This is a genomic window from Cryptosporangium sp. NPDC051539 (genome assembly GCF_044454545.1).
Classification (GTDB): domain Bacteria; phylum Actinomycetota; class Actinomycetes; order Mycobacteriales; family Cryptosporangiaceae; genus Cryptosporangium.
In genome coordinates this window covers 41791-65830 of the sequence record NZ_JBITDV010000009.1, presented here as the reverse complement: position 1 = coordinate 65830, position 24040 = coordinate 41791, and the positions used below count along the sequence as shown (strand labels likewise).

24 protein-coding genes and 1 pseudogene are annotated in these 24040 nt (G+C 68.9%); 4 read left to right on the top strand and 21 right to left on the bottom strand.

Translation table 11 applies throughout. The features are described from left to right. Positions 1–3 precede the first annotated feature (3 nt). Entirely contained in the window at positions 4–969 is a 966-nt protein-coding gene (locus ACIBZJ_RS26850) for an aldo/keto reductase (protein WP_395934237.1), read from the bottom strand. 275 nt (positions 970–1244) lie between these two features. Between ACIBZJ_RS26850 and ACIBZJ_RS26845 the strand changes: the two genes are divergently transcribed. Continuing rightward, on the top strand, positions 1245–2060 hold the full coding sequence (locus ACIBZJ_RS26845; RefSeq protein ID WP_395934235.1) for a response regulator transcription factor: 816 nt from the start codon (positions 1245–1247) through the stop codon (positions 2058–2060). 37 nt (positions 2061–2097) lie between these two features. On the opposite strand, the gene ACIBZJ_RS26840 is transcribed toward ACIBZJ_RS26845, so the two are convergent. Together ACIBZJ_RS26840 and ACIBZJ_RS26835 are read right to left on the bottom strand one after the other, a co-directional pair. Then, the gene (locus tag ACIBZJ_RS26840) at positions 2098–2700 is read right to left on the bottom strand and encodes a DedA family protein (RefSeq protein WP_395934233.1); all 603 of its coding nucleotides are present in this window, start codon (positions 2698–2700) and stop codon (positions 2098–2100) included. 25 nt (positions 2701–2725) lie between these two features. Then, on the bottom strand, positions 2726–3490 hold the full coding sequence (locus ACIBZJ_RS26835) for a sulfite exporter TauE/SafE family protein (RefSeq protein ID WP_395934231.1): 765 nt from the start codon (positions 3488–3490) through the stop codon (positions 2726–2728). A gap of 202 nt (positions 3491–3692) precedes the next feature. On the opposite strand from ACIBZJ_RS26835, the gene ACIBZJ_RS26830 reads away from it, so the two are divergent. After that, a complete protein-coding gene (locus ACIBZJ_RS26830) occupies positions 3693–4301 on the top strand; it encodes an NAD(P)-dependent oxidoreductase (RefSeq protein ID WP_395934229.1) in 609 nt (202 codons plus the stop codon). Positions 4302–4313: 12 nt separating this feature from the next. On the opposite strand, the gene ACIBZJ_RS26825 is transcribed toward ACIBZJ_RS26830, so the two are convergent. The 9 genes from ACIBZJ_RS26825 to ACIBZJ_RS26785 form a co-directional block, all read right to left on the bottom strand. Then, the gene (locus ACIBZJ_RS26825; RefSeq protein ID WP_395934227.1) at positions 4314–5213 is read right to left on the bottom strand and encodes a LysR family transcriptional regulator; all 900 of its coding nucleotides are present in this window, start codon (positions 5211–5213) and stop codon (positions 4314–4316) included. Positions 5214–5240: 27 nt separating this feature from the next. Then, complete coding sequence (locus ACIBZJ_RS26820) at positions 5241–6440, bottom strand: amidohydrolase family protein (protein WP_395934849.1); 1200 nt, start codon at positions 6438–6440, stop codon at positions 5241–5243. A gap of 50 nt (positions 6441–6490) precedes the next feature. After that, positions 6491–8218: a CocE/NonD family hydrolase gene (locus tag ACIBZJ_RS26815; protein WP_395934225.1), complete on the bottom strand. Its 1728-nt coding sequence runs from the start codon at positions 8216–8218 to the stop codon at positions 6491–6493. Then, complete coding sequence (locus tag ACIBZJ_RS26810; protein WP_395934223.1) at positions 8215–9303, bottom strand: FAD-dependent monooxygenase; 1089 nt, start codon at positions 9301–9303, stop codon at positions 8215–8217. Before ACIBZJ_RS26810 ends, ACIBZJ_RS26815 begins: the two co-directional genes overlap by 4 nt. After that, entirely contained in the window at positions 9291–9623 is a 333-nt protein-coding gene (locus ACIBZJ_RS26805) for an NIPSNAP family protein (protein ID WP_395934221.1), read from the bottom strand. Before ACIBZJ_RS26805 ends, ACIBZJ_RS26810 begins: the two co-directional genes overlap by 13 nt. 1 nt (position 9624) lies before the next feature. Continuing rightward, complete coding sequence (locus tag ACIBZJ_RS26800; RefSeq protein ID WP_395934219.1) at positions 9625–10119, bottom strand: nuclear transport factor 2 family protein; 495 nt, start codon at positions 10117–10119, stop codon at positions 9625–9627. Between the two features lie 224 nt (positions 10120–10343). Continuing rightward, complete coding sequence (locus ACIBZJ_RS26795) at positions 10344–10985, bottom strand: 3-oxoacid CoA-transferase subunit B (protein ID WP_395934217.1); 642 nt, start codon at positions 10983–10985, stop codon at positions 10344–10346. Beyond that, the gene (locus tag ACIBZJ_RS26790) at positions 10982–11641 is read right to left on the bottom strand and encodes a 3-oxoacid CoA-transferase subunit A (RefSeq protein WP_395934215.1); all 660 of its coding nucleotides are present in this window, start codon (positions 11639–11641) and stop codon (positions 10982–10984) included. Before ACIBZJ_RS26790 ends, ACIBZJ_RS26795 begins: the two co-directional genes overlap by 4 nt. After that, the gene (locus ACIBZJ_RS26785; protein ID WP_395934213.1) at positions 11638–12813 is read right to left on the bottom strand and encodes a thiolase family protein; all 1176 of its coding nucleotides are present in this window, start codon (positions 12811–12813) and stop codon (positions 11638–11640) included. Before ACIBZJ_RS26785 ends, ACIBZJ_RS26790 begins: the two co-directional genes overlap by 4 nt. A 69-nt stretch (positions 12814–12882) precedes the next feature. On the opposite strand from ACIBZJ_RS26785, the gene ACIBZJ_RS26780 reads away from it, so the two are divergent. After that, positions 12883–13809 (top strand): LysR family transcriptional regulator, encoded by a 927-nt coding sequence (locus tag ACIBZJ_RS26780; RefSeq protein ID WP_395934211.1) that lies wholly within the window; start codon positions 12883–12885, stop codon positions 13807–13809. Here the strand turns inward: ACIBZJ_RS26780 and ACIBZJ_RS26775 are convergent. From ACIBZJ_RS26775 to ACIBZJ_RS26740, 8 genes are all read right to left on the bottom strand, one after another. Then, positions 13769–15232: an aldehyde dehydrogenase family protein gene (locus tag ACIBZJ_RS26775; protein ID WP_395934847.1), complete on the bottom strand. Its 1464-nt coding sequence runs from the start codon at positions 15230–15232 to the stop codon at positions 13769–13771. The two genes, ACIBZJ_RS26780 and ACIBZJ_RS26775, sit on opposite strands and share 41 nt — an antisense overlap. 5 nt (positions 15233–15237) lie before the next feature. Further along, positions 15238–16221: a hydroxyquinol 1,2-dioxygenase gene (locus tag ACIBZJ_RS26770; RefSeq protein WP_395934209.1), complete on the bottom strand. Its 984-nt coding sequence runs from the start codon at positions 16219–16221 to the stop codon at positions 15238–15240. Between the two features lie 35 nt (positions 16222–16256). Further along, positions 16257–16808: a hydroxyquinol 1,2-dioxygenase gene (locus ACIBZJ_RS26765; RefSeq protein WP_395934207.1), complete on the bottom strand. Its 552-nt coding sequence runs from the start codon at positions 16806–16808 to the stop codon at positions 16257–16259. 130 nt (positions 16809–16938) lie between these two features. Next, positions 16939–17541 carry a hypothetical protein gene (locus ACIBZJ_RS26760; protein ID WP_395934205.1) on the bottom strand — a complete coding sequence of 201 codons (603 nt, stop codon included), beginning with the start codon at positions 17539–17541 and terminating at the stop codon, positions 16939–16941. 23 nt (positions 17542–17564) lie between these two features. Beyond that, positions 17565–18938, bottom strand: a complete 1374-nt coding sequence (locus ACIBZJ_RS26755; protein WP_395934203.1) for a VWA domain-containing protein — start codon at positions 18936–18938, stop codon at positions 17565–17567. Then, positions 18935–19822 carry an AAA family ATPase gene (locus tag ACIBZJ_RS26750; RefSeq protein ID WP_395934201.1) on the bottom strand — a complete coding sequence of 296 codons (888 nt, stop codon included), beginning with the start codon at positions 19820–19822 and terminating at the stop codon, positions 18935–18937. The genes ACIBZJ_RS26755 and ACIBZJ_RS26750 overlap by 4 nt, the downstream gene beginning before the upstream one ends. A 6-nt stretch (positions 19823–19828) precedes the next feature. Continuing rightward, positions 19829–20722, bottom strand: coding sequence for an intradiol ring-cleavage dioxygenase (locus tag ACIBZJ_RS26745; RefSeq protein ID WP_395934199.1), 894 nt, complete (start codon positions 20720–20722; stop codon positions 19829–19831). Continuing rightward, the gene (locus tag ACIBZJ_RS26740; protein WP_395934845.1) at positions 20719–21774 is read right to left on the bottom strand and encodes a maleylacetate reductase; all 1056 of its coding nucleotides are present in this window, start codon (positions 21772–21774) and stop codon (positions 20719–20721) included. Before ACIBZJ_RS26740 ends, ACIBZJ_RS26745 begins: the two co-directional genes overlap by 4 nt. A 457-nt stretch (positions 21775–22231) precedes the next feature. On the opposite strand from ACIBZJ_RS26740, the gene ACIBZJ_RS26735 reads away from it, so the two are divergent. After that, complete coding sequence (locus ACIBZJ_RS26735) at positions 22232–23242, top strand: helix-turn-helix domain-containing protein (RefSeq protein WP_395934197.1); 1011 nt, start codon at positions 22232–22234, stop codon at positions 23240–23242. 132 nt (positions 23243–23374) lie between these two features. On the opposite strand, the pseudogene ACIBZJ_RS26730 reads toward ACIBZJ_RS26735, so the two are convergent. Continuing rightward, positions 23375–23914: pseudogene (locus tag ACIBZJ_RS26730) on the bottom strand (hypothetical protein); the annotation flags it as partial. Positions 23915–24040: the final 126 nt, after the last annotated feature.

The window sequence follows — 24040 nt, the reverse complement described above, 5'->3', positions numbered from 1 at the left end:
GGGTCAGAAGATCTGCGAAATCTTCTCGCGCGTCGTCTCGTCGAGACGAAGCTTCTGGGCATCGTGTACCGCGTCCCATTGGGACGCCTTGCTCGGCGAGACGATCGGCGCCGTGACCGCGGGATGGTCGCGCAGCCAGGCCAGCGCGAGGCCCGACACGCTGGTGCCCAGTTCGCGGGCGACGTCCCGGAGCATCGCCACTCGTTCGAGGTTCTCCGGCGTGTAGAAACCGGCGTAGTACGTGGTGCCGGCCACCGCGATACGGCTTCCCTCCTCCGGCTGGGCGCCGTCCAGGTACCGGTCGGACAGCACGCCTCCGGCCAGCGGCGAGAACGGCGTGTACCCCAGGCCTTCCTCGACCACGATCGGGAGTAGCTCGGCCTCGTCGCGCCGGTCGAGCAGGTTGAGCCGGTTCTCGACGAGCACCGGACGGTGCAGGCCGAGGCGGTCAGCAGCTGCCAGCACCTCGCCGAGTCGCGCCGCGTCCACGTTGCTGAGCCCGTAACCGCGGATCTGCCCCGCCTCCTGCGCCGCGCTGAACGCCGCGATGGTGTCCTCGACGGGCGTGGCCGGGTCAGGGGCGTGCGACAGCAGCAGGTCGACCCGGCCGAGCAGCGTGATGCTCCGCTCCAGCTGCGTGCGGATGTACTCCGGCGAGTTGTCGAACCCGCGGCTCCCGTCCGGACGGCTCACCAGGCCGACCTTCGTGGAGATCAGCATGTCGGCGGCTTCCCGCTGCTGGAGCCACGATCCGACGGTTCGCTCGCTCTCACCGCCCGCGTACGCATCGGCGGTGTCGATCAGCCGGATACCGAGTTCCCACGCCTCGTCGAGTCGTGCCAGTCCTTCCTCGGGCGTGATGCCACGCCCCCTGGTCGCGGCCGACGTGCCGACGCCGCCGATGGATCCGGCGCCGAAAACGAACTCGCTGATCCGGACGGATGACCTACCTAATGGAACCTGCCGCATGACGACTCTCCTCTAGCGTTGAGTCCGGCCTGGTTCCCTCGACGGTAGGTTCCGATCGGGTTGCGCACAAATGCAACTTTGGCACGTCAGAGATTACCCAGACGCACGTCACTTTCCCGCGCCGAGCGAGGAACGGCGCGACGACCAGTTCCCCGATCTCACCGGCTGACTACCCCTGTCCGGGGGTACCGAGGGTTGTCCTCGCCCCCCATGCTCGGAGAACCTTCTGAAGACGGTCCCCGATCGGGCGACCGGCTCGGACCTCCGGAGACTGTATGGACGACGGCGTCGGAGTACACGACATCATCGACCGGCTCCTCCCCGAGCGCCTGCGTCGGCTGCAGCGCGCCGGTGGGGCGCCGGTCGTCTTCGGCGGCGCCACCCGGGCGGTCGACGGCGCGTCCTCGCTGATCATCAGCCGGCTCTCGGGAACCGTGGGCACCTCGCTGCGAGGACTCGCCGTGCAGTCCGGCCGTGGGCTGGGCGGGACGGTGCTGCGCCACGCGACGCCCCAGCGGGTGCTCGACTACGCCTCCACCGCCACCATCACTCATCACTACGACCACGTCGTGGTCCGGGAAGAGCAGCTGACCTCCGTGTACGCGGTGCCCCTGATCGTCCGGGGGGCGGTCCGCGGTGTCATCTACGGCGCCGTTCGCGGCACGCAGTCGCTCGGCGACCGGGCGCTGGCCGCCGCGACCACCGTCGCGGCCCAATTGCAGCGCGACGTCGAATCGCTGGTTCGCTTCGACGAGCCGCGGCCGCCGGAGGCGGAGCCGGCGGCGAAGGCTCTGGACGATCTGGCGGCGATCGCTGCACACACGGAAGATCCTGAGCTGCGCGCCCGACTGCACCGCATTCATCGGACGCTGGGCGGTGCCGCGCTTCCGGCGGAGCGCGATCTGCTGGCTCCGCGCGAGATCGACACGCTCCGGCTCGTCGCGCGCGGTGCCAGCAATCTGGAGATCGCCAGCGAACTCGGCCTCAGCTCCGAGACCGTGAAGGCCTACCTGAGGAGCGCGATGCGCAAACTCGGGGTCCACAACCGCACCGCCGCGGTGTACGCAGCGACGAAGTGGCGTGCCCTGTAGTACGGGCACGCCACGTCGGCTCTCGCGTCGATCCGGCTCACACCATCGCGCCCCGGGCGCGGACCCGGCGGATCACCTCCAGCGCACCGGACAGCGCCAGCGCCAGCCCGAGCCCGACCAGGAAGGCCAGCAAGGCGTTCTCCTGGAAGAGCACGCCGCCGAGATATCCCGTCAGCACGGTGTAGGCGCTCCAGGCCGTACCGCCCAGAACGGTGAACAGGACGTAGAGCCGGTAGTCGTACCGCACCATGCCGCTGGTGACGGTCACGATGTAGCGGCCGACCGGAATGAACCGCGTGCTCACCAGAACGAACCCACCGCGCGCATCCAGTTGCGCGGAGATCCAGTCGCGCGACGCACGTCGTTTGGATTTCGCCGGGAGTCGCTTCTCGACTCTGTCGCTCAGCCCTCGGCCGAGCGCGTACGGAATCTGATCGCCCAGGAATGCCCCGACCGCCGTGGCCCCGATGACCAGCACCAGATTGGTGGAACCCGAGGCGGCGAGAACGCCGGCGATGATGATGACCGGCTCGCTCGGGATCAGCGGGAGGAACGAGTCGAGCAACGACACCGACATCAAGATCACGTACAGCCACGGAGACGCGGCGAGGGACTCGGTCAGCTCGACCCAGTCGATCATTGTTTGCTCACTTTCCGGATTGGTGTCAGGTGAGCGCTCGAGCCAGGAGAACCAGGCCGATCGTCGTACCGAACGTGACGATGAGCGCTTTCAGAACGCGACCGGGTAGACGCCGGGCCAGGGTCGCCCCCGCATAGCCCCCGACGACCGTCGCCGGGGCCAGAAGCAGCACCGCCGACCAGTCGACCGGGCCGAACAGCGCGAACGTCAGGAGGGTGATCGCGCCCACGGTGACGGTGAGGACGTTCTTGAGGGCGTTGATGCGGGTGAACGTCTCGTCGAGCACGAGTGCCAGCGCGGCCACGTACATCACGCCCAGGGCAGCGCCGAAGTAGCCGCCGTACACGGCACCGAGGAAAGCGACGGTCTGCAGAGTGATCGCCCGGCGGCGGGGGCCGAGCGCACGAGGATGGCCGACCAGGCCGCGCAGGCGCTCCTGGAAGAACAGCGTCGCGGCCGCACCGAGCACCAGGAACGGCACCGTCAGCTCGAACGCTCGAGCCGGGGTGACGAGAAGCAACGTGCAACCGAGGACGGAACCGGCGACGCAGACGGGCAACACCGCCCGGATGCGACGCCACTGCCCCACCAGATCCGCTCGGCTGCCCAGCACGCTGGATACGTAGCCGGGAAAAACCGAGACCGAGTTCGTGACGTTCGCCTCGACCGAGGGAAGGCCGGTCGCGATCAGGCTGGGAAAGGTGATCAGGGAGCCACCACCGGCGAGCGCGTTGATCCCGCCCGCGACCAGGCCGGCGAGGATCAGCAGAAGTACGTGTCCGAGGTCCATGGATAACCGGATCTGTAGATAATTGTCGCCGCGTTTCCCCGCGCCAAGGCCACGCTAAGTCGCGGAATAAGCGAAAGCCAGTACGATTCGGTAAACCGACGATTTACCGCCACGCAATCGCATTGCTAATTGCGTAGCAGTAAATGGTGACTTCACCACAGTGCATTGGATTCGACGGCCGCCGACCGCTTAGCGTGCTCGCATGAAACTCACCGTTCTCGCCGCGTCCGGGCGGACCGGGTCGGAGCTCGTCCGGCAGGCATTGCGACGCGGCCACACCGTTACGGCGATCGCGCGCGACCCGGCACGTATCGACGTGCCGGACTCCGTGTCCCTGACGAAGGTGGCGGGTGATGTCGACGACGCCGGGAGCATCGCTGCCGTCATCGACTCCGGCTCCGTGGTCCTGTCCGCACTCGGCACCGACCGGGCCGGCATCCTCACCGCGGGCGCCGAGGCGGTCCTCGCTGCGGGGCCGCGGCGCGTCATCTGGCTCGGTGCGTACGGCACGGGCAGGTCGGCACCGGCCGCCGGGGACGCCGCCCAGGGTCTCGGCGCGATGCTGGGTGATCGCCTCGCCGACAAGGTGAGCGCGGACGGCTCCGTGCTCGCCGCCGGCGGAACGGTCTTCCATGCGGGCCTGCTCAGCGACGAACCGGAGAGCCCGCACCGGCGCACCGTCGGACTGGCGGACGCCCCCGCGCTCGACTTCTCCGCGAAGATCTCCCGCGCGACGGTCGCGGCCGCGATGCTCGACGAGGCCGAGATGCCCCGCTTCGGCGGAACCGTTGCGGTGCCGCTGTCCGCCTAGCCGGCCGTCCGCTCAGCGGACGGCGACCTCCGTCACCGCGGCCCGCACCTGGTCCCGCAACCAGGCGTGGGCCAGGTCGGAGTCGTAGCGTTGATGCCACGTGCAGTTGATCGGCGCGGCGGGGATCGAGGCCGGCAACGGCCGGCTGATCATGCCGAACGCCTCGACGAGTGCTCGGCTGACGAGTTCCGTCGTGGTGACGAGCATGTCGCTCTGGCTGGCTACGTGCAGTGCCATCGTGCCGGTGGCCACGGCCGCGGACACGTGACGCCGTAAGCCCTCGGCGGCGAGCACGTCGTCGATCGCTCCGGTGAGACGGCCACGCCGCGAGACGGCCACGTGGGGATACGAGGCGTACGAACTCAGATCGAGGTGCTCGGCGCAGGGGTGCCCGGAGCGCATCGCCACCACGATCGGATCGGAGCCGAGCGCTTCGGAGCGGAATTCCGGCAGGTCCGGCCGATCCTCGCCGAGTTCGACGTCGACGCGACCACGTCGCAGGTCGTCGGTATCGACGGAATTCTCGGCCAGGATCCGGAGTCGCACGCCGGGTGCGCCCTCCTGGACCCTGCGCAACAGCGTCGGCGCCAGCGCAGTGCCGAGTCCGTCGTGGCACTGCACCGTGAAGACGCGCTCCAGCCGGTCGGGGTCGAGCGTGCGGCTCGGCGCCAGCACGTCGTTGACCTGGCTGAGCAGCCGGCCGACCTCCTCCCGGATCGCCATCGCGTACGGCGTCGGCACCATCGTGCGGCCCGCGCGCACGAGGATGTCGTCGCCGGTCATCTTGCGGAGGCGGCCGAGGCTGCGGCTGATCGCAGGTGACGACAGGTGCAATCGCTCGGCCGCACCCATCACGCTGCCCTCTTCGAGGAGGGCGTTCAGCACGACCAGCAGGTTCAAGTCCAGTTGCACGGTGGTTAACCATACCTCCGAACAGTTTCACCCGGCGAAAGTTAGACCTTTCACCTGCGTGCCGGCCTGCCACACCGCGGTGATCCTGGACGGGTCCGCGAGCACTGAGAGGTCGCGGAGCGGATCGCCGTCGACGATCAGGACGTCCGCGTCGAAGCCCTCGTGCAGCAGGCCGGAGCGGGGCGCCTGCCGGCCGAGAGTGGCGGGACCGTTGGCGGTGGCGGCTTCGATCACGTCCAGGGGATCCATGCCGATCTCCCGGAGCAACACGGTTTCGCGTCCGTGGCGTCCCCAGGCGGCGGGGGCGTCGCCGCTGCTCTGGATGTCCGTGCCCATCGCGATCCGCACGCCCGCCCGGTGGGCGCGGGCGATGTTGTCCCGATGGGCCTGGGCGATCCCGGCGAGCTTGCGGGCCGCGTACGGCGGGAGCATGCCGCCGTCGAGCAGGTCCCGGATGATCGTGAGGGTGGGTACCAGGATCGCGCCGGCTTCTTTCATCGCCGCGCACGCCTCGTCGTCGAGATGACTGCCGTGCTCGATCGTGAGTACGCCCGCCTCGAGCGCCGCCATGATCCCGGCCTTGCCGTGGCAGTGGGCCGCGACACTCCGCTCGGCGAGCCCGGCGACCTCGACGATGGTGCGCAGCTCCCGGACGGTGAACTCCTGGTGCATCGGGTCGTCGACGACGCTGAGCACGCCACCGGAGGCGCACACCTTGATGATCCGGGCGTTGTGGCGCAGCTGTTCGCGGACCGCTCTCGCGCACTCGGCCTCGCCATCGGCCAGCCGGAACTCGGTGCCCCGCCGGGCACAGTCGTGGGCCCACTCCGTGGGCAGGCCGTGCAGATCGCCGTGGCCGCCGGTGGCGGACAGGACGGCACCCGCGGCGTAGATCGCCGGACCGGGCAGGAAGCCCTCGGCGACGACCGGGGCCAGTTGCAGCCCCATTCCTCCGACCTCACGAACGCTCGTGACGCCGGCGTGGAGAGCCCGGCGCAGGCCCTGCGCGCCTCGGGCGGCACGGGTCGCGGGATGCTCCTGCACCAGTTGGACGGAGTCGAATACGCCCGGGCGACCGCCCTTGACGTGCGTATGGCAGTCCCACATCCCCGGCATGACGGTTCGAGCCCGTACCGGTTCGCCGGCGGAGGCCTCGGCGGGAGCACCGTCGCGCGGACCCGCGTACGTGAGGAGAGGGCCGTCGATGACGACGACACCGTCGCGCACGGGCGCACCGCGGCCGGGGATCAGCAGGTCGGCCTCGATCCGCTGCGTGCTCATCGGGGCCTCTCGATCACCGGCAGCGTCAGCCGGCTGGGACGCGCCGGCCCGTGGAAGATCCGGTTGAGCGCGACCTGGCTGCTCGCGGTGGACGCGAGGGTGCCGCCGTTGTTGGGGTTGCGGTCGTACCGCGGGAAGTTGCTGCTCGACACCTCGAGCCGGATGCGGTGTCCGGGACGGAAGACGTTCGACGTCACACCCAGGTCGATCGTGGCCTCGACGATCTGGCCGGGCACCAACGGCTCCGGCCGGTTGAGCGCCGAGCGATACCGCATCCGGCACAGACCTTCGCAGAGGATGAGGGCGCGGCCGTCGGGGAAGACGTCGACCAGTTTGCCGGTGACGTCCGTGTCGACCGCCGTCGAGGACACGTACACGGTGAGGGCGACGTGGCCGGTGACTTCCACCGCCTGCTCGAGAACCTCGCCGGTGTAGCAGAGCACGTCGTCGCGGCGTTCCACGTCGCTCTGATCGGCCGGGCCGGCGAAACCGTCCACGCCGAGAGTGGCTCCGCCCACGGTCGGGACCGGGTCGAGCGGGTCGTAGGAGAACGCGTCGTTGCGGTCGTCGTCGGCGGGGCATTCGTCGAGGCGTCCGTCTCCCTCGGAGGTGTTGGCCCGTCCCGCACTGCGCAGGTAGTGGTCGTAGTACACGGTGTCGGGCAGCGGCCAGTCGTCCTCGTCCCGCCACCGGTCGGGGCCCATGACGAAGATGCGCACCGGGGCTCCCGGATCGACTTCGGTGCGACGCCGCACCCACCGGTCGAAGAACCGCAGGTGAGCTTGCGTGACCTCCGCGGCCTTGACCGACCCGGCCGGCCCGAACGAGCGATCGGGGAAGGTTCCCAGGTCGGCGCCGTCACCGTGCCCCCACGGCCCGATGACGAGTCGCTGGCCGTCCCTGGCCGCCGCGCTGCCGCCGTCACGGCGCATGACGGTGTACGCGCGGACGACCTCCCCCGCGAACACGTCGTACCAGCCGGTGACGTTCAACGCCGGAACGGTGATCTCCGCACTGCGGTCCAACGCCGCAAAACGCTCCCAGTACGCGTCGTAGTCGGGGTGGGCGAGCATCTCACCCAGCCAGGGGATGCCCCGGAGCAGAGCGCCCTGCTGGTCGATCGGCAGCGAGTACAGCGCATCGACGTGCTGGAGTGCGGCGCGGATCGCCGCCGCGCCCTGCGGATCGTTGCGCTCCGGGCGCGACAGGTTCGCCACCGCCATCCGGGCCGACCAGTTGAACAGCGTGCTCTGCGACACCGCACCCTGCGCGGAGTACCAGGCCCGGTAGATGTCGGCCGACGTCATCGCGGGAGCGATCGCCCGCAGTCCGGGCGGCGCCTGCGTCGCCGCCTGCCACTGCGAGAAGCCCATGTAGGACGCTCCCCACATCCCCACGCTGCCGTCGCACCAGGCCTGATCGGTGATCCACGCCAGAGTGTCGGCAGTGTCGCTCTGATCGAAGCGGTGCGGTTCCATCACGCCCGGTGATCCCCCGGTCCCCCGCACGTCCTGGACGGCGACGAGATAGCCACTGTCGACCAGGGCGCGGACGTCGGGCAGCTTCGGATTGCCCAGGTGGGCGAGGGAGGTCCGGCCGTACGGGGTGCGAGCGAGCAGGACCGGCCACGGACCGGTTCCGGCCGGTCGCCACAGATCGGTCGCCAGCGCAACGCCGTCGCGCATCGGCACGGCCACGTCGGCGTCGATGCACAAGGCAGTCACCGGTTGAGCATCCAATGGCTGAAGGCCACGTAATTGGCGGCGAACTCCTCCGGCGTCGCGGAATCTTCCACCGTGTTCGCCAACTCGGTGACCTGGCGGTAATGCGGCATCCGGTCCTGCTCGTAGGCGGCCAGCGCGGCCGCCACCCGGTCGGACGAGGTGAGCAGCCGAGCCAGCAGCAGCGCGTCCTCGACGCCCAGCGACGCACCCGCGGTGATGTGGGGAGAGAGCGCGTGTGCGGAATCACCCACCAGCACCACCCGCTGCGACGCCCAGCGCGGCAACGGCGGCACGAGCATGATCTGGTTGTGCAGGACCTCATCGTCCGGCGTCGACTCGATCAGCGCGGGCAGCGCCGGGTTCCAGCCCGTCGTATCGAGGAACGCGGCCCGTTCCGCGGCCTGTTCTTTCGGGGAGCCCTTCAGCGGATCGGCGTCGAACTGGTTCACCAGCCAGTACACGGTGCCGTCGACAGTGGGCACGTACCCGCCACGGGTGCGTTCCTCACCGAGCACGATGACGCCCCGGTCGACGGTGACGCCCTCCGGCGGCCGGACGACCGCACGCCAGGCGTGATGGCCCTCGTGCTCCACGGCGTCGCTGCCCGGGAGCAAGAGGGAGCGGACGACCGAGTACGCGCCGTCGGCGCCGATGAGGAGGTCCGCCTCCACGGTGGTCCCGTCACCGAAGCGGGCCGTCACGCCGGTGCCGGTCTCGTCGTAGCCGACCAGCCGCGAGTCCAGGCGAATGTGCTCCCGGCCGACCGCGTCGGCGAGCAACTCGCTCAGCGTGGCCCGGTGCACGAGCAGGTACCGGTGGTCGTCCTCCGCGAACCCGGCGGGACGGATCAGTTCGCCCGCGTGGTTCCGGAAGAACATCTCCGCCGGACGGCCGATGGCTCGCACCTGCTCGCCCAGCCCCAGCTCGTCGAAGACCGCCAACGCGTTCGCCCACAGACCGAGCCCCGCACCCGCCGCCCGGATCTCGGGAGCCTGCTCGTGGATCACCGCCTCGATGCCTGACCTGTGCAACGCGAGGGCACTGGTGAGCCCGACGATCCCGCCGCCGGCAACTACTGCGCGCACGTGTGGTTCCTCTCGGAGTAAGTGGTGGGCACCAGGCGAACGGTCGCCGCTTCCCCGGCCAGAAGTTCCTCGGCCCGAGGCTTGATCCGGGACTCGAAGAGCGGATTCCGGTGAACCCGGTCCACGATTTCTTCTCGTTCCCGGTCGTCGCGGAACGTGCGAATCCAGATGAACGCGTCTTCGTCATCGGCGTCGGCGAACGTACCCACGACAGTCATTCCGCCCGCCTCGTGCAGCGGAATCACGTGCTCGTCCATCCATCGGGCGAGTTCCTCGCCCCGGCCCCGGATCGCCGTCTCGCGGCGGATCTCGTAAAACACTTCAGGCTCCTTCGCGCGCTATCCGATACAGGTCCGGATTTCCCTCCCACGGCGCGGCGCGCACGATCGTCCACCGGCGGATCGCCCAGTTGCCGTTCGCGTCGGCGAGGAGGTCCAGGTACCAGTAGCCGCGCATCGTGAGATGGTCGACGCCTGGGATCGGGACGTGGTGGAACGCGACCATGTGCGCCCGGCAGGTCGCGGTCGTGCCGGACACTTCGATGAGCAGGTTCGAACTGGCGTGATGCGTACAGGCGAACCCGTCGATGACCGACCGGGCCTTCCGGGTCAGCTCGTCCGCCGACAGATCTTCGGCGGGTTCCCCGGTACGGCCGGTCAGGTCCAGCGTCACCCGATCAGCGAACAAATTGCGAAAGCGGTCCCAGTCTTTACCGTCTTGGGCATGCGCCAAATTGGCGACCACGTCGGTAATAAGCACGTGGTCGAGCAGAGTCACGTTCATGAAGGAATCACCACCGCATTCGGGTCGGTCCACCGATCACGCTAAACCGCGACAGGAATGCAATCCAGTTCGATGTGGTAAAGCGGTGATTTACCCGTACGCAACCGCAACAGCGCGATTGGACGCGAGCCCGCGGTTGCCTTCCTGACCGTCCGGGATGACCGTGGCGGCGTCTCGACCCCGGCCGTCAGGCGTTGCTCGATCCCGGCAGCGGTACGCGCTCTCCCCTCGTCGAGTTCATTTCGACGGCTCGAGCACTATTCGGGCAGGTGGATCGCCAACCTCGACGCGAGTTCCTCACGGTCAATCCCGAAGGTATCCAGCACGACAACACCTTCCGGGCCCACCTCGAAAACGGCCAGGTCGGTGTATATCCTGTTGACGCAGCCGACGCCGGTCAGCGGGTAGGTGCACGCGGGCACCAGTTTCGCCGCACCGTCCTTTCCGAACAGCGTCATCATCACGAAGACCCGCTTGGCGCCGATCGCCAGGTCCATCGCGCCGCCGACGGCGGGGATCGCGTCCGGCGCGCCGGTATGCCAGTTGGCGAGGTCACCACGGGCGGAGACCTGGAACGCGCCGAGGACGCAGATGTCGAGGTGGCCGCCGCGCATCATCGCGAACGAGTCGGCCTGGTGGAAGTAGGCGGCGCCGGGCAGCTCGGTGACCGGAATCTTGCCGGCGTTGGTCAGGTCCGGGTCGATCTGGTCGCCGGTCGCGGCCGGGCCCATGTTGAGCATGCCGTTCTCGGTGTGCAACACGACGCCGGAGCCGGTCGGCAGATGGTCGGCGACCAGCGTGGGCTGGCCGATGCCGAGGTTGACGTACGCGCCCCGCGGATGCAGCGCGACGATGTCCCGGGCGATCCGGGCGGCTATCTGGTTCTTGTCCAGGCTCATACCGCCACCACCCGGCTGACGTAGATGCTCGGCGTCCCGATCACTTCCGGGTCCAGGTCCCCCGCCTCGACCACCTCACCCACCTGGATGATCGTCGTGCGTGCCGCGGCGGCCATGACCGGGCCGAAGTTCCGGGCGGTCTTGCGGTAGACCACGTTGCCCATTCGGTCGGCTTTGTGCGCGCCGACCAGCGCGACGTCGGCGGCGAGAGGGTATTCGAGCACGTAGGGACGGCCGCCGATCACGCGGGTCTCCTTCCCCTCGGCCAGCGGCGTCCCTACCCCCGTGGGGCAGTAGAACGCGCCGATGCCTGCGCCCGCGGCGCGCATGCGCTCGGCCAGCGTGCCCTGCGGGATCAACTCGAGCGCGATCTTCCCCGCCCGGTAGAGGCCGTCGAAGACCCAGGAGTCGTGCTGGCGCGGGAACGAGCAGATCATCTTCCGGACCCGGCCCGCGGCCAGGAGCGCGGCCAGCCCGGAGTCGCCGTTGCCGGCGTTGTTGGAGATGACGGTGAGGTCGGTGGCGCCCTGCGCGATCAGCGCGTCGACCAGCTGCACCGGCATTCCGGCCATACCGAACCCGCCGACCATCACGGTCGACCCGCCGGCGATCCCGTCGACCGCCTCGGCCGCCGTTCCACAGATCACCGCCGTCATCCGACGTTCTCCAGCACGACTGCCAGAGCCTGGCCGACGCCGATGCAGATCGCGGCGACGCCGTACCGATCGCCGCTCTCGCGCAGCCGCGCGGCCAGCGTGCCCAGCAGCCGCCCGCCGGAGGCGCCCAGCGGGTGTCCGAGCGCGATGGCCCCGCCCTTGGCGTTGACGATGCCCGGGTCGACGCCCCACGCGTCGACGCAGGCCAGCGACTGCACGGCGAAGGCCTCGTTGAGCTCGACCGCGGCCACGTCCGGCCAGCCGATGCCGGCCAGGCGCAGCGCCCGCTCGGCCGCTTCCACCGGGGCGTACCCGAACATCGGCGGCTCGACGGCGCTGACACCGCGCCCGGCGATGCGGGCCAGCGGCGCCGTCCCGATCACCCCGGCCGCGGCCTCGGTGCCCAGCAGCACCGCGGACGCCCCGTCGTTGAGCGGCGAGGCGTTGCCGGCCGTGATCGTGCCGTCCGGCCGGAACGACGGCTTCAGCCCGGACAGCGTCTCCGGCCCGGAACCGGCCCGGATGCTCTCGTCGCGGGACAGACCCTCCACGGGAACCACCAGGTCGGCGTAGAAGCCCGCCGACCACGCGGCCTCGGCGAGCTGATGCGAGCGGGCCGCGAACTCGTCCTGACGCTCGCGGGAGATCGCGAACTTCTCGGCCAGCAGCTCGTTGGCCTCGCCGAGCGAGACGGTCCAGTCCTTCGGCATCCGCTCGTTGACCAGGCGCCAGCCCAACGTGGTCGAGACCGCTGTCACGTTCCCGGCCGGGAACGCCCGCGACGGCTTCGGCAACACCCACGGCGCCCGGGTCATCGACTCGACGCCGCCGGTCAGCACCACGTCGGCGTCTCCGGACTCGATCGCCCGGGAGCCGATGATCGCCGCGTCCAGCGACGAGCCGCACAGCCTGTTGACGGTCGTGGCCGGCACGCTGACCGGGAGCCCGGCCAGCAGCACTGCCATCCGGCCGACGTTGCGGTTGTCCTCGCCGGCCTGATTCGCGCAGCCCCAGACCACGTCGGCGATCGCTGCCGGGTCGAGGTCCGGCGTGCGCGCGAGCGTCGCTGTGATCGCGGTCGCGGCCAGGTCGTCCGGGCGGACCCCGGCCAGCGCGCCGCCGAAGCGGCCGAACGGCGTCCGGCTGGCGGCGTAGAGGAAGGCAGAGGTCATGTCTCGACGCTAAGCGCTCGGATTGATGGCGTCGAATACAAGATTGACGCCGATTGATAAAAAGTATTAATGGATCTCCGGTACGTCCGCGCGTTCGTCACCGTGGCCGAGACCCGGCACTTCGGGCGGGCCGCCGAACGGCTGCACCTCGCTCAGCCCGCGCTGTCCCATCAGATCAAGGCGCTGGAACGCGAGCTGGACGTGCAGCTGTTCGACCGCACCACCCGCCGAGTCGAGCTCACCGCGGCCGGCCGGCGTTTCGTGGACCACGCGCACCGGCTGCTCACCCAGGCCACGAACGCCGCCGACGACTTGGAGCGCATCGCCACCGGCCGCGCCGGGCGGGTCTCCGTCGGGTTCATCGGAACCGCCACCTACGACGTCCTGCCCCGGCTCGCCCGGGAAGTCCGGCAGCAGCTGCCCGACGTCGACCTGCGGCTGCGCGGCGAGCTACTCACTCCGGAGCTGATGCAAGGCCTCGCCGACTTCGAGTTCGACCTGGTCGTCCACCGGGCGCCGGACGCCGTGCCGCCCGGCGTCGAGACGCGGCAGCTGCGCAGCGAACCGCTGGTGGCGGTGCTCCCCCGGTACCACCCGTTGGCCGGGCACGAGGTCGTCGGTCTCGACAAGCTGGCCGGCGAGACATTCGTGATGCACCCGGCGGGCGGCCGCTCCTCGATGCACGCGACCGTGCTCGCGGCCTGCGCCGCGCACGGCTTCCGGCCGTCGAGCGTCGTCGAGGTTTCCGAGACCGCGACGCTCGTCGTTTTCGTCGCCGCGGGTCTCGGTGTCGCACTCGTGCCCGAGCCGGTCCGCGCTCTCGGGCTCGACGGCGTCGCGTACCGGCCGTTGGCCGACGCTCCCCGCGTGGACCTGTTGCTCAGCACCCGAGCTGGTGATCCCTCGGCCGCTACCCGACGCGTCGCCGGGCTGATCGAGAAGTCCGGCAACTGCGCTACCGGGGATAGAAAGGCTTCGGCGGCGCGTCGACGTTGATCCAGGTGGACTTCGGCTCGGTGTATTCCCGCATCGCTTCGAAGCCCATCTCGCGGCCGTAGCCGGAGATGCCGATACCCCCGAACGGCGAGCCCGGATTGACTCGCTTGTACGAGTTCACCCACACCATTCCTGCCCGAAGTTCCCGAGCGACTCGGTGCCCACGTGAAAGATCGTTCGTCCACAAGCCGCCGCCGAGGCCGTAGGCGACGTCATTGGCGATCTGCAGCGCTTCCTCGTCGGTCTTGAACTTGTGCACGACCATGAACGGTCCGAAGACCTCCTCCTGGGCGGTACGCGTCCCCGGCCGGGTCTGCACGATCGTCGGCTCCACGTAGAAGCCGTCAGCGAGCGAGGGGTCCACCGGCACCGCTCCACCGGTCAGGACCTCCCCACCCTCCTGCCCAGCCAGCTCTAGATAGGAGGCCACCCGATCGCGGTGAAGCGCCGAGGTGAGAGGCCCCATTTCGGTCGTCTCTTGCTTGGGGTCGCCGAGCCGAATCGACCGTGCGAGCGCGATCAGACGTTCCAAGAACTCGTCGGCGACCGCCTCGTGGATGATGAGTCGGCTGGCGGCAATACAGGCCTGCCCCTGATTGTGGAAAATTCCGAACGCGGTCCCGTTCACCGCCGCCGGTATGTTCGCGTCCTCGAAGACGAGGTTCGCACCCTTTCCACCGAGTTCGAGATGAACCTGCTTGAGCGTCTCGGCCGCGCCCCTCGCGATCATCTTGCCGACGTTCGTGCTGCCGGTGAACGAGACCTTGGCGATTCCGGGGTGATCGACGATGCGCTGGCCGGCGGTAGTTCCGAAGCCTGGCACCATGTTGATGACGCCCGGCGGGAAGCCGACCTCGGCGGCGAGCTCGGCGACCCGGAGCGCCGAGAGCGGCGTGATCTCCGACGGCTTCATCACGACGCAGTTGCCTGCGGCCAGCGCCGGTCCCAGTTTCCAGCTCGTGAACATCACCGGGAAGTTCCACGGGACGATCTGCCCGATGACGCCGAGCGGCTCCGGGACGACGTAGTTGAGAAAGCCCTGCTCGACCGGCACGACGCTGCCCTGGAACTTGTCGGCCATCCCACCGAAGTACCGGAACGTCGCGGCCGTTCGCGGGACGTCGAGGCCGAGCGTGTCGCGCACCGGGTGTCCGGTGTCCCTGGTCTCGAGGGCAGCGAGGTTGCCGGCGTCGCTCTCGATGGCGTCGGCCAGCTTCAGGAGCAACCGGCCCCGGTCGGCGGCAGGCACATCACGCCATGCCGGGAAGGCCCGACCGGCCGCTTCGACGGCCCGGTCGATGTCTTCCTCCCGCGCCTCGGCGACGTTCGCCAGGACGGATCCGTCATGCGGGTCGATCGTCTCGAAGGTCGCCCCGTCAGCCGCGTCGACGAACTCGCCGTCGATGAACAGCTTGGTCTGGATCGACATCAGAACTCGACGGGGTACGTCGGAGCTTTACCGGACGCGATGGCCTCGGGGATCTTCTCGGAGTTGTTCTCCCACACCAGCAGCATGGACCGCTTCGGCGAGTAGCCCTGGTGGCGGATGTCGGCCGGCATCGCCGCCACGTCGCCGGCCTTCATCACGACCCGCGAACGCACGGCCCCCGTGTCACGATCCTCGACCTCCCACGTGATCTGGTCGCTGAGCTGGATGAACCACTCGACGCGGTCATTACCGTGAATGATCGGCAGGATGTACTCCTCGGTCGTCGGGCACGCCAGGGAGTCCTTGCACACGCTGACGACCGAGGGATTCCACGTCACGTCGGAGCGCGACAGGTACGCGAAGAGGCTGAACGCGGCGACTTCACCCTCGAAGCCCGGCTCGACCTCGACGACCGGCTCGCTCTGGTCGACGTCGGCGAACATGCGGTTGAGGGGGTAGCCGGATTCGTCGCTGCGGATCGGCTGATCACCCTGGACGCCGACCATCCGCTCCGCGGCGACCCGCTGACGGGTGACGGCGCCGGTGTTGTTGCCGTTCTTCAGACCGAAGGCGGAGCCGGTTTCGTGGGGCGAGGCGAAGGGGTCGAAGGACTCGTTCGTCCAGTCGTCGAGCACCGCCTTGAAGGTCTCGCGAATGTGCGGCGTCTCGTGGTTCTCGCTGTAGTCGAGTTCGGCCTTGCGATAGGAATCGTTGTAGCGTCCCGCGAAGACGTCCACGTTCCCGTAGTGGTTGACGGTTCCGAAGACACCGTCGAAGTTCACGACTCCGTAGAAGAAGTCCCAGGCGACGTCACGCTGGAGCGCCCGCAGGAAAGCATCCGCGCTCATCATGTGACTGCCGGTGGGCCAGCTGATGTAGACGAAGAATTCATCGCGGCGGAAAGTGAACTCTCCGAGCTTGAATTCGTGGTATCCGTCGTTGTTGACGTCGGTCGACCGTTCGACCTCGAGCCCAATGGTCATGACTGTCCTCTCTCCCGGATGCGAATTCGACTACGTCAGACGACCTGGCAGATCTCGGCCCAGCGGTACTCCGTGAGCTCGCCGCCGATGGTCTGGATGAGCAAGACACCGGGTTCGCCGTCCTTGACGAAGCGATACGCCGAGTTCTTGGGCAACAACGCCTGGTGGCCGCGCTTGAGGTGGATACGACCCATCGGTCGGCCGACCGGCTCGCCGGGGACGAGAACGGCGCCCTCGACGTCGTCACCCTGGACCGGCGCATCGAGCTTGATCAGTTCCACGACCACCTCGCTGCCCGCGTCGTCCATGCAGATGGCGAACTCGTCGTGCGAGGCCGTGAACCAGGGGGAGGTGCCCTCGGCCCGGACGGTCTCCAGGACGTACTCCCAGTTCTTCGCGACCGCTACGCGCCTCCACGCCGGCATCGTGGAGGCCACCTCGAAGATGTTCGAGAAGGCGTAGTGGCGCGCGTCGTCGGCGACGAGTTCGACGCCGCCCTTGTCGTGGTCGGCCAGCGAACCGAATTTGGTCGTGTACGAGGCTCGCTGGACCGCGCCGCCGCGGGCCGGAATGGTCGTCGTTGTCATCTGTCCGCTCCTCGATCTCCGCGGTGCAGTGCCCTCGGCGCCGCGTCGGGTGTCACGTCGAGTTTCGCGAGCCGTCACGCCCTCGAAAAGCAATCGCGACAGCTCTGGCGGATTTGGGCATGGCCGCCGGCTACTCGCCGTAGAACACGGTTCGCGGCGGCGGCACGCTGCGTACGGTCGGGGCGTCGACCAGCCGGGGGGTCGCGCCGACGACCAGCGCGCGGATCTGCGCGAGCACGTCCGCGACGTCGCGCACGAGCGGAACGTCGAGGACGAGACCGTCCGCTCCCGCTCGCGAGAGTGCCAGCACCTGGTCTTGCGCCTGCTCGAAAGTGCCGAAGATCCCCACCTGACGCGGGTGTCGGTCTCCCGTGAAACGCGGCTCCAGATCGGCCCTCGCGATCGCCTCGCTCGTGGTGCGGCCGATCGAGATCGGTACGGCGACGAGGAGCGGGCGCCTCACGTCCGCGGCGTTCATCTCCGCGCGCGCGGCGACTACCGCGGCCGGATCGTTGACCCGAACGATCTCGTCGGAGGGGAAGTCAGGATCAACGACGACCAGAGCCGGCGCCGCCGCCTCGGCCAGCCTCTCGAGCTGCTCTCCGCCGTCCACCGAGCACAAGTGGACGGCCGAGAAGCCGAGCCGCCCTGACATCCGAGCGACGTCGACCGCGAAGTCGGGCTCCAGGTCGGCCGGCAACGTGATCGCGAGGCTGAGAAGCTGCTGGGTCACGGTCCCTCCTCGAGTTCGGTGCATCAGACGATTTGTGCGGCCGCAGCGGTGAGCTGGCGGATGGTCGCCACCTCGAAGGCCTCCGAGCAGTGCGCGGCGTACTCCCCGGCACGGGAGTCCCTCGTGTCCCACTCCGGTCGCGGCTCGGGGTTCAGCCAGTACAGGCGACGAGAGCGGTGGCTCAGCTCGGCGATCACCGAGGTAGCCGGGTCACGGCCGTGCGAGCGCGCGTCGCCGGCGATCAGCAGGGTGGTCTTCGCGGTGACGGCCTCGCCCCACGTGCCCAGGAACGTGGTGAGCGCACGGGCGTAATCACTGCGGCCGTCCCGTGCGACCAGGCCACGCTTCGAGAGCAGGTGTTTCGGATCGAGAACTCCCGGACTGCGTTCCAGCAGGTCGGTGATCTCGACGATCCCGTCGATGAAGACGAATGACCGCACCCGGCGGAACTCCTGGTGCAACGCGTGCAGAAGCGTCAGCGTGAAAGGGGCGAACTGGGCGGTGGAGCCGGAGACGTCACAGAGCACGATGAGGTCGGGTTTCACCGGACGCCGCCTGCGCAGCACCGGCTTGACCGGGACGCCCCCGGTACCCATCGACGCACGGATCGTTCGACGCATGTCCAGACCGGAGCCGCCCCGTCGCCGCTGCGCACCCAATTTGGCAGCGAGCCGCCGCGCGAGGGGGCGCATCGCCATTCGCATCGCGACCAATTCATCCGCGCCGGCCGTGAGGAGCGGCCGATCCTGCACGTCCTCGAGGTGTTGCAGTGCGACTCCGTCGCCTTCACGCAGCCGGCCCGAGAACTGGTCCTCGAGTCGACGGCCCAACTGCGCCATCGCGGTGCGGGCCTCTGTCGTCGTGGTGCTCTTCTGGAAATCCGACTCGTCGTCGGCCGCTTCCAGGTAGCGGCGGTACAGGTCCGGCACGTTCATCCGACGCAGCATCCGCTGGGCGTGGTGGCCTGCGGAGCGACCGTCGTCGTCGCCGGCCCCGAAATGATCGACCGCTTCCTCGATCGCTCTGTCGATGTCCTCACCCTCGCCCTCGCGCAGCGCACGAACCACCGAATCGAGCAATTCCTGCTCCATGTCGGACGCCTCCTCAGTGGACGAGACAGCGGGCGACTCCGGCACCGGCCGGGAGGCGCGAGGCAAGACTGCGTCGAACGACCGCCGGAAGAGCACGTTGTGGGTGGCGTCCTTGACCAACGTGGCCCGGAGTGCCGCGCGCACCTGCGAACGGGTCCGCAGATCCATGTGGACGAGACTGCTGGTGGCATCCAGCACCTCGCTCGTCGACACCGGAACACCGCCGCGACGCAGACGGGCGACGAGGGCAATCACCAGGAGCGGGGCGATGTCGTCGGAATCGGGGACCGCCGCAGACGTACTCACGCCACCCACGGGCTGGGAAGCCGGAGCTGTTCCCGCGCCTTGACCTTGTCGTGGTCGTTCTTGAGCACCACCCCGAGCGTCCGCGAAACAACGGCATCGGTCAGCTCGCGGTGTCCGAGCGCCTCGAGCGCGCGCGCCCAGTCGATCGTCTCCGCGACGCTCGGCGCTTTCCGGAGGTCGAGGGCACGCAGAGCACGCACCGCTTTGACGATCTGTTCGGCCAGTTCCGCCGTGACCGCCGGCACCCGGCTGCGCACGATCGCTCGCTCGCGCGCCGGCTCCGGGTACTCCACCTGCGCGTGGAGACATCTCCGCTTCAGTGCCTCGGACAACTCACGAGTGGCGTTGGACGTGAGCACCACGAACGGACGCTGGGTGGCGGAGATGGTGCCGAGTTCGGGAACGGTCACCTGGAACTCGCTCAGCAGTTCGAGAAGTAGCCCCTCGACCTCCACGTCGGCCTTGTCCGCCTCGTCGATGAGCAGCACCAGGGGGCCCGGATGGCGGATCGCCGCCAGGAGTGGCCGCTCGAGGAGAAACTCCTCCCCGAAGATGTCGTCGTGGAGGTCGTCCCAGGCGCCGCTGTCCTCGCCCTCCACCTGGGCGGCCTGGATCCGCAGCAGCTGCTTCCGGTAGTTCCACTCGTACAGGGCGCGAGCCTCGTCGAGTCCCTCGTAACACTGCAGCCGAATCAGGGTGGCACCGGTTCCCTCGGCGACGGCCTTCGCGAGCTCGGTCTTGCCGGTTCCGGCCGGTCCTTCGAGCAACAACGGCTTGCTCATGGCATCACCCAGGAACACCACGGTCGCCAGCTCTTCGTCGACCAGATAACCCGTTCCGGCGAGCTTCGCGTGCGCGTCTTCCACGGAGGAGAACAGCGTCATTTCGGCCTACGCTCCGGCCGGGGCGAGCACGATGTCGAAGGTCACCTTCGACCACGTGCCTTCGACGACCCTGCCGTCGGGCGTCGGCGTGCCCACGGGCTGCCGCTCGAACTTCTTGACCAGCGAATTTTTGACGCCGAAGACGGTGTCCGAGTCGAGCAACTCGTCGCCCTCCACGAAGATGTGGGTCACCAGTGTGCGGCAGTGCGGGGCCCTGACCAGGAAGTGCAGGTGGGCCGCGCGCATCGGCGAGCGCCCTGTCGCCTCCAGCATCTTGCCCACCGGTCCGTCGTCAGGGATGGGATACGGGACGGGCGTGACCGCCCAGAACCGGTAGCTACCGTCCGCCTGGCTGGACAGCTGACCGCGCGCGGCGGTGCGCTGGTCGCCGTACTGCACGTCGTAGAAGCCGGCGGCGTCGGCCTCCCAGACCTCGATGCCGGCGCCGGCTACGGGCCGGCCCTGAGCGTCGGTCACGGTGCCCTCGACCCAGCACGGCTCACCGGCCGCACCGAACGCGATGTCTCCGCCGCTCTCCAGCGCGGGCGAGCCTTCGACGAAGAACGGTCCGAAAACCGTTGCCTCCGTAGCGTCGTCGTAGGCCTCGTTGTTGATCGCGATGGTCTGCATGGAGACGCCCAAGGTGTCCGACAGCAGGATGAACTCCTGTCGTTGGTCGTTGGTCATGTGACCGACCGCCGTCAGGAACTCGATGCCCTGAAGCCATTCCTCCTCGGTGAGGCGGACCTCGCGCACGAACGCGTGCAGGTTCTCGACCGCGCTGATCATGAGTTCCTTCAGCCGCGGATTTGTGCACTCGTCGAAAGAGCGCAGCACACGCTGGATCAGGTCCTCCTCGCGAGCCTGCTGCTCGGCGGAGAGTGCGGGGGTCTCCCTCATCGCCAGTCGCTTCCTTCCCACGCCGCGCGAAGAAGCAGGGCGAGATCGTCCGGGGTCACGGGAGTAGGATTCGATGCCGGCACGAACGGCAGAATCGCACTGACCGCGGCCGGGATTTCCGACTCCGCGAATCCGAAGTCGCGCAGCGCGCGCGGAGCGTCCAGCCGAGCCCTCAGCGACTCCAGCCCGGCCGGCGCGCTCGGCGTACCGAATGCCCGGGCAAGACGATCGGCCGCTTCCGGAGCATTCGGCGCGTTGAAGGCGAGCACGTAGGGCAGCACGATCGCGTGCGTCTGGGCGTGCGGCAGGTTGTACTTGCCTCCCAGCACGTGGCAGATCTTGTGGTGAAGACCGGAACCCGCCGCCGCGAACGCCACCGCCGCGAGGTAAGCGCCGTAGAGCGCCTGCTCCCGTCCGGGAAGGTCTTTCGGATGATTCGCCACTTCAGGCAGAGCACCGTGCAGCGCACGGGCGCCCTCGGCCGCCAGCGCGGCGTTGAGAGGGTTGGCGCCGGGTGCCCACAGGGAGTCCACGCAGTGCGCCAGGGCATTGAGACCGCTCGCCACGGACATCTCGACCGGCAGGCCGAGCGTCAGCGAGGCGTCGTACACGACGGAGCGAGGGAGCACCACGGGGTCCACGCCGGTCGTCTTGCGGTCACCATCGGTCAATCCCCAGACCGGAGTCGCCTCGCTCCCGGCATAGGTGGTCGGTACTGCCACGATGGGAAGTCCGGTCGTCATCGCTATCGCCTTGGCGAGACCGGTGGTCGATCCACCACCCACGCACACCAACGCATCGACGGCACGATTCGCGGCCACCTTGCGGGCACGCTCGGCGATCTCGATCGGGACGTGCATGACGACCTCGTCATGACGCACGACGACCGGCAGCCCGGCGGTGACCCGCTCGGCAAGGTCGGCCTCGGGGGTCGCCGCGACGACCATCAAGCGTTCGGCTTTCACCAGCTCGATTTCCGCGGCGACCGCGCGAGCCGCACCGCCCGAGTCGAAACAGACCCGCTGCGGGAGGCTCTCATGAACGAATCTCATCGGCGTCATCCCCCCTTGTGCCGAGAACCCCACCATGGCGAGAGCCGTGGCGCGCACCTGAGCCTCGCCCATATGAGCTCCTTCGTCGTCAACTCAAGAACGGCAGTTAACTGCGCGGCCGTGACGGCCGGCCCGCAACGGGGCAGGGAATGGCCGAAAAGGGAACCCCGCTGATGGGCCTGCCGACGCGGAGCACCGCCTGAGGTGCGGCCTGCGGCGACCAACACGGCGGCCGCCCGCCTCGCGCCGGAACCGCCAGGTCATCGTTGACAGCTCCACACCCTTGCCGTACCGTCGCCGGGAAGTATCGTGCTAGTCGCACGGAAGTGGCCGATATAGCGGCTCAGCCGAAGCCTTCTTCAGCACTGCGGTCCCGACGCTCCTCCTTCGCAATCGGTGCGCGCACCCGAGCCGAGGTACTCCGGGCTCGCCCCGGCATCCATCAGGCAGGCATTCAATGTCAGCAAACGCGTCGCGATCGAGCCAGGCCTTCTCCACCGCGTTCATCCCCGATGACGAGCGAGTGCGGGCCTGGGAGAACCACAACGCGGAGACACTGATCGCCTTACGGTGCGACGCTCGCGCGGCCGGGCACTTCCAAGCGCAGGAAGACAATCTGGAACTCGGCGGAGTGCACCTGGCGCGAGTCAGAGGTACCGCGCACGTCGTTCGACGTTCGGCCGAGCTCATCGAGCAGCGGCCCACTTCATCGCTGGCGATCTATGTGTCGCTGCGGGGCGACGCACTCTTTCAGCAGGCCGGACGACGACAGGTGATCCACCCTGGCGACCTTCTCGTCTGCGACGCCGACGGACAGTTCGTCCGCGGCTTCGGGCAAGGTCTCGATGAGCTGGCGATCCGAGTGGATCGGAGTGTCCTACCGGACGAGGCGTACTCCGCGGCGCTCGGGGGGCCGCTCATCGTGCGCCGGAGCCAGAACAATCCGTACGGCCGCGCGATCGCCCGTCTGGTGGGCGGCAGCCTGGGACGGCCCACGATCACCGCACCCGACGAGCAGACCCTCATCGATCTCCTGTCCGCCCTCGCCGCACAGGACATGGCTCGACCACAGCTGGTGCACCGCGCGCTGGCCTGCGCCTACGCCGAAGAGCGGCTCCGCGATCCACGGCTCTCCGCTCCGGAGATCGCCACCGCGGTCGGTATCAGCGTCCGCCAGCTCACGCGGGTCTTCGCCGCGGTGGGGACCACGCTTCCCCGCCACATTCTGAAGCGACGGCTCGATCTGGCCTACGCCCTTCTCACCGGACCGGATGCAGGCACGCTGGTTACCGCGACCGTGGCGAAGATGTGCGGGATCCACTCGGTCTCCCACTTCTCGCAAGACTTCCGGTCGCGCTTCGGTGTCAGCCCGGGCGAACTGCGTCGCAGCGCAGTACTCGACGATCGTCCCCTCGGCGAGCGCTCGCGCTCGAGGGCAGTGGTCGCTTCGACAACCCCGTCGAGATAGACGCTGCTGACAAAGCCGGTGAACGCGCCGAGGCGACGCGGGTCGTCCCCCTCGGTGGTGGCGTTCGCAGCGGGCGTGCGCGTTCTCGGCGTCGGGCGGCGATGACGCCGGGGTGCCGGGCGTCTTTCTTCGGTCCGGGGACTCTTTCCCGGTGCGGGTCCGCTGGAACGAGATCCCGGCTCGGTGCAGTGACTGCCGGAGGCATTCGCGGCCGGCCCGCACGATCCGGGCCGGCCAAGCCCGCTGCCCGCTGCCCGCTGCCCGCTGCCCGCTGCCCGCTGCCCGCTGCCCGCTGCCCGCTGCCCGCTGCCCGCTGCCCGCTGCCCGCTGAGTTTCCGCAGGCTCCACCGAGTGAACCGCAACCTGAGTTTCTTCGGTCGCGTTCTGGCCGTCGTGACGAGAAACGCGATGTCGTCGTCACTGATCAGGCGGGGACGGCCTCCCGCCCACCGAGACCCGTTCGGGTCCAAGGCGTTCACCCGACCTCGTCGGACGCGTGGATGACATCCCGGACGGTGTCCTGACCAGCCGCGCGATCGCCGCAACCGGTGTGCCCGAGGCCGACGCCACGATCATCGTCGCGCGCCGCACCCGAATCGGATTGCGCCCCGCCGCACGACCCGCAGCACCCTCCTCATCGGTCAACCTGCGCGCTGTCACCAGCTCAGCCAACGACCACCTCCACAGACTCCGCAACCCGAAGCCACCTAGGCCGGACCGCTCACCCGATCACGTCACCGACCGCCACCGGCGCCTCGCCCAACCGGTGAACGTTCGTGGTCAACACACGAGCGGGCG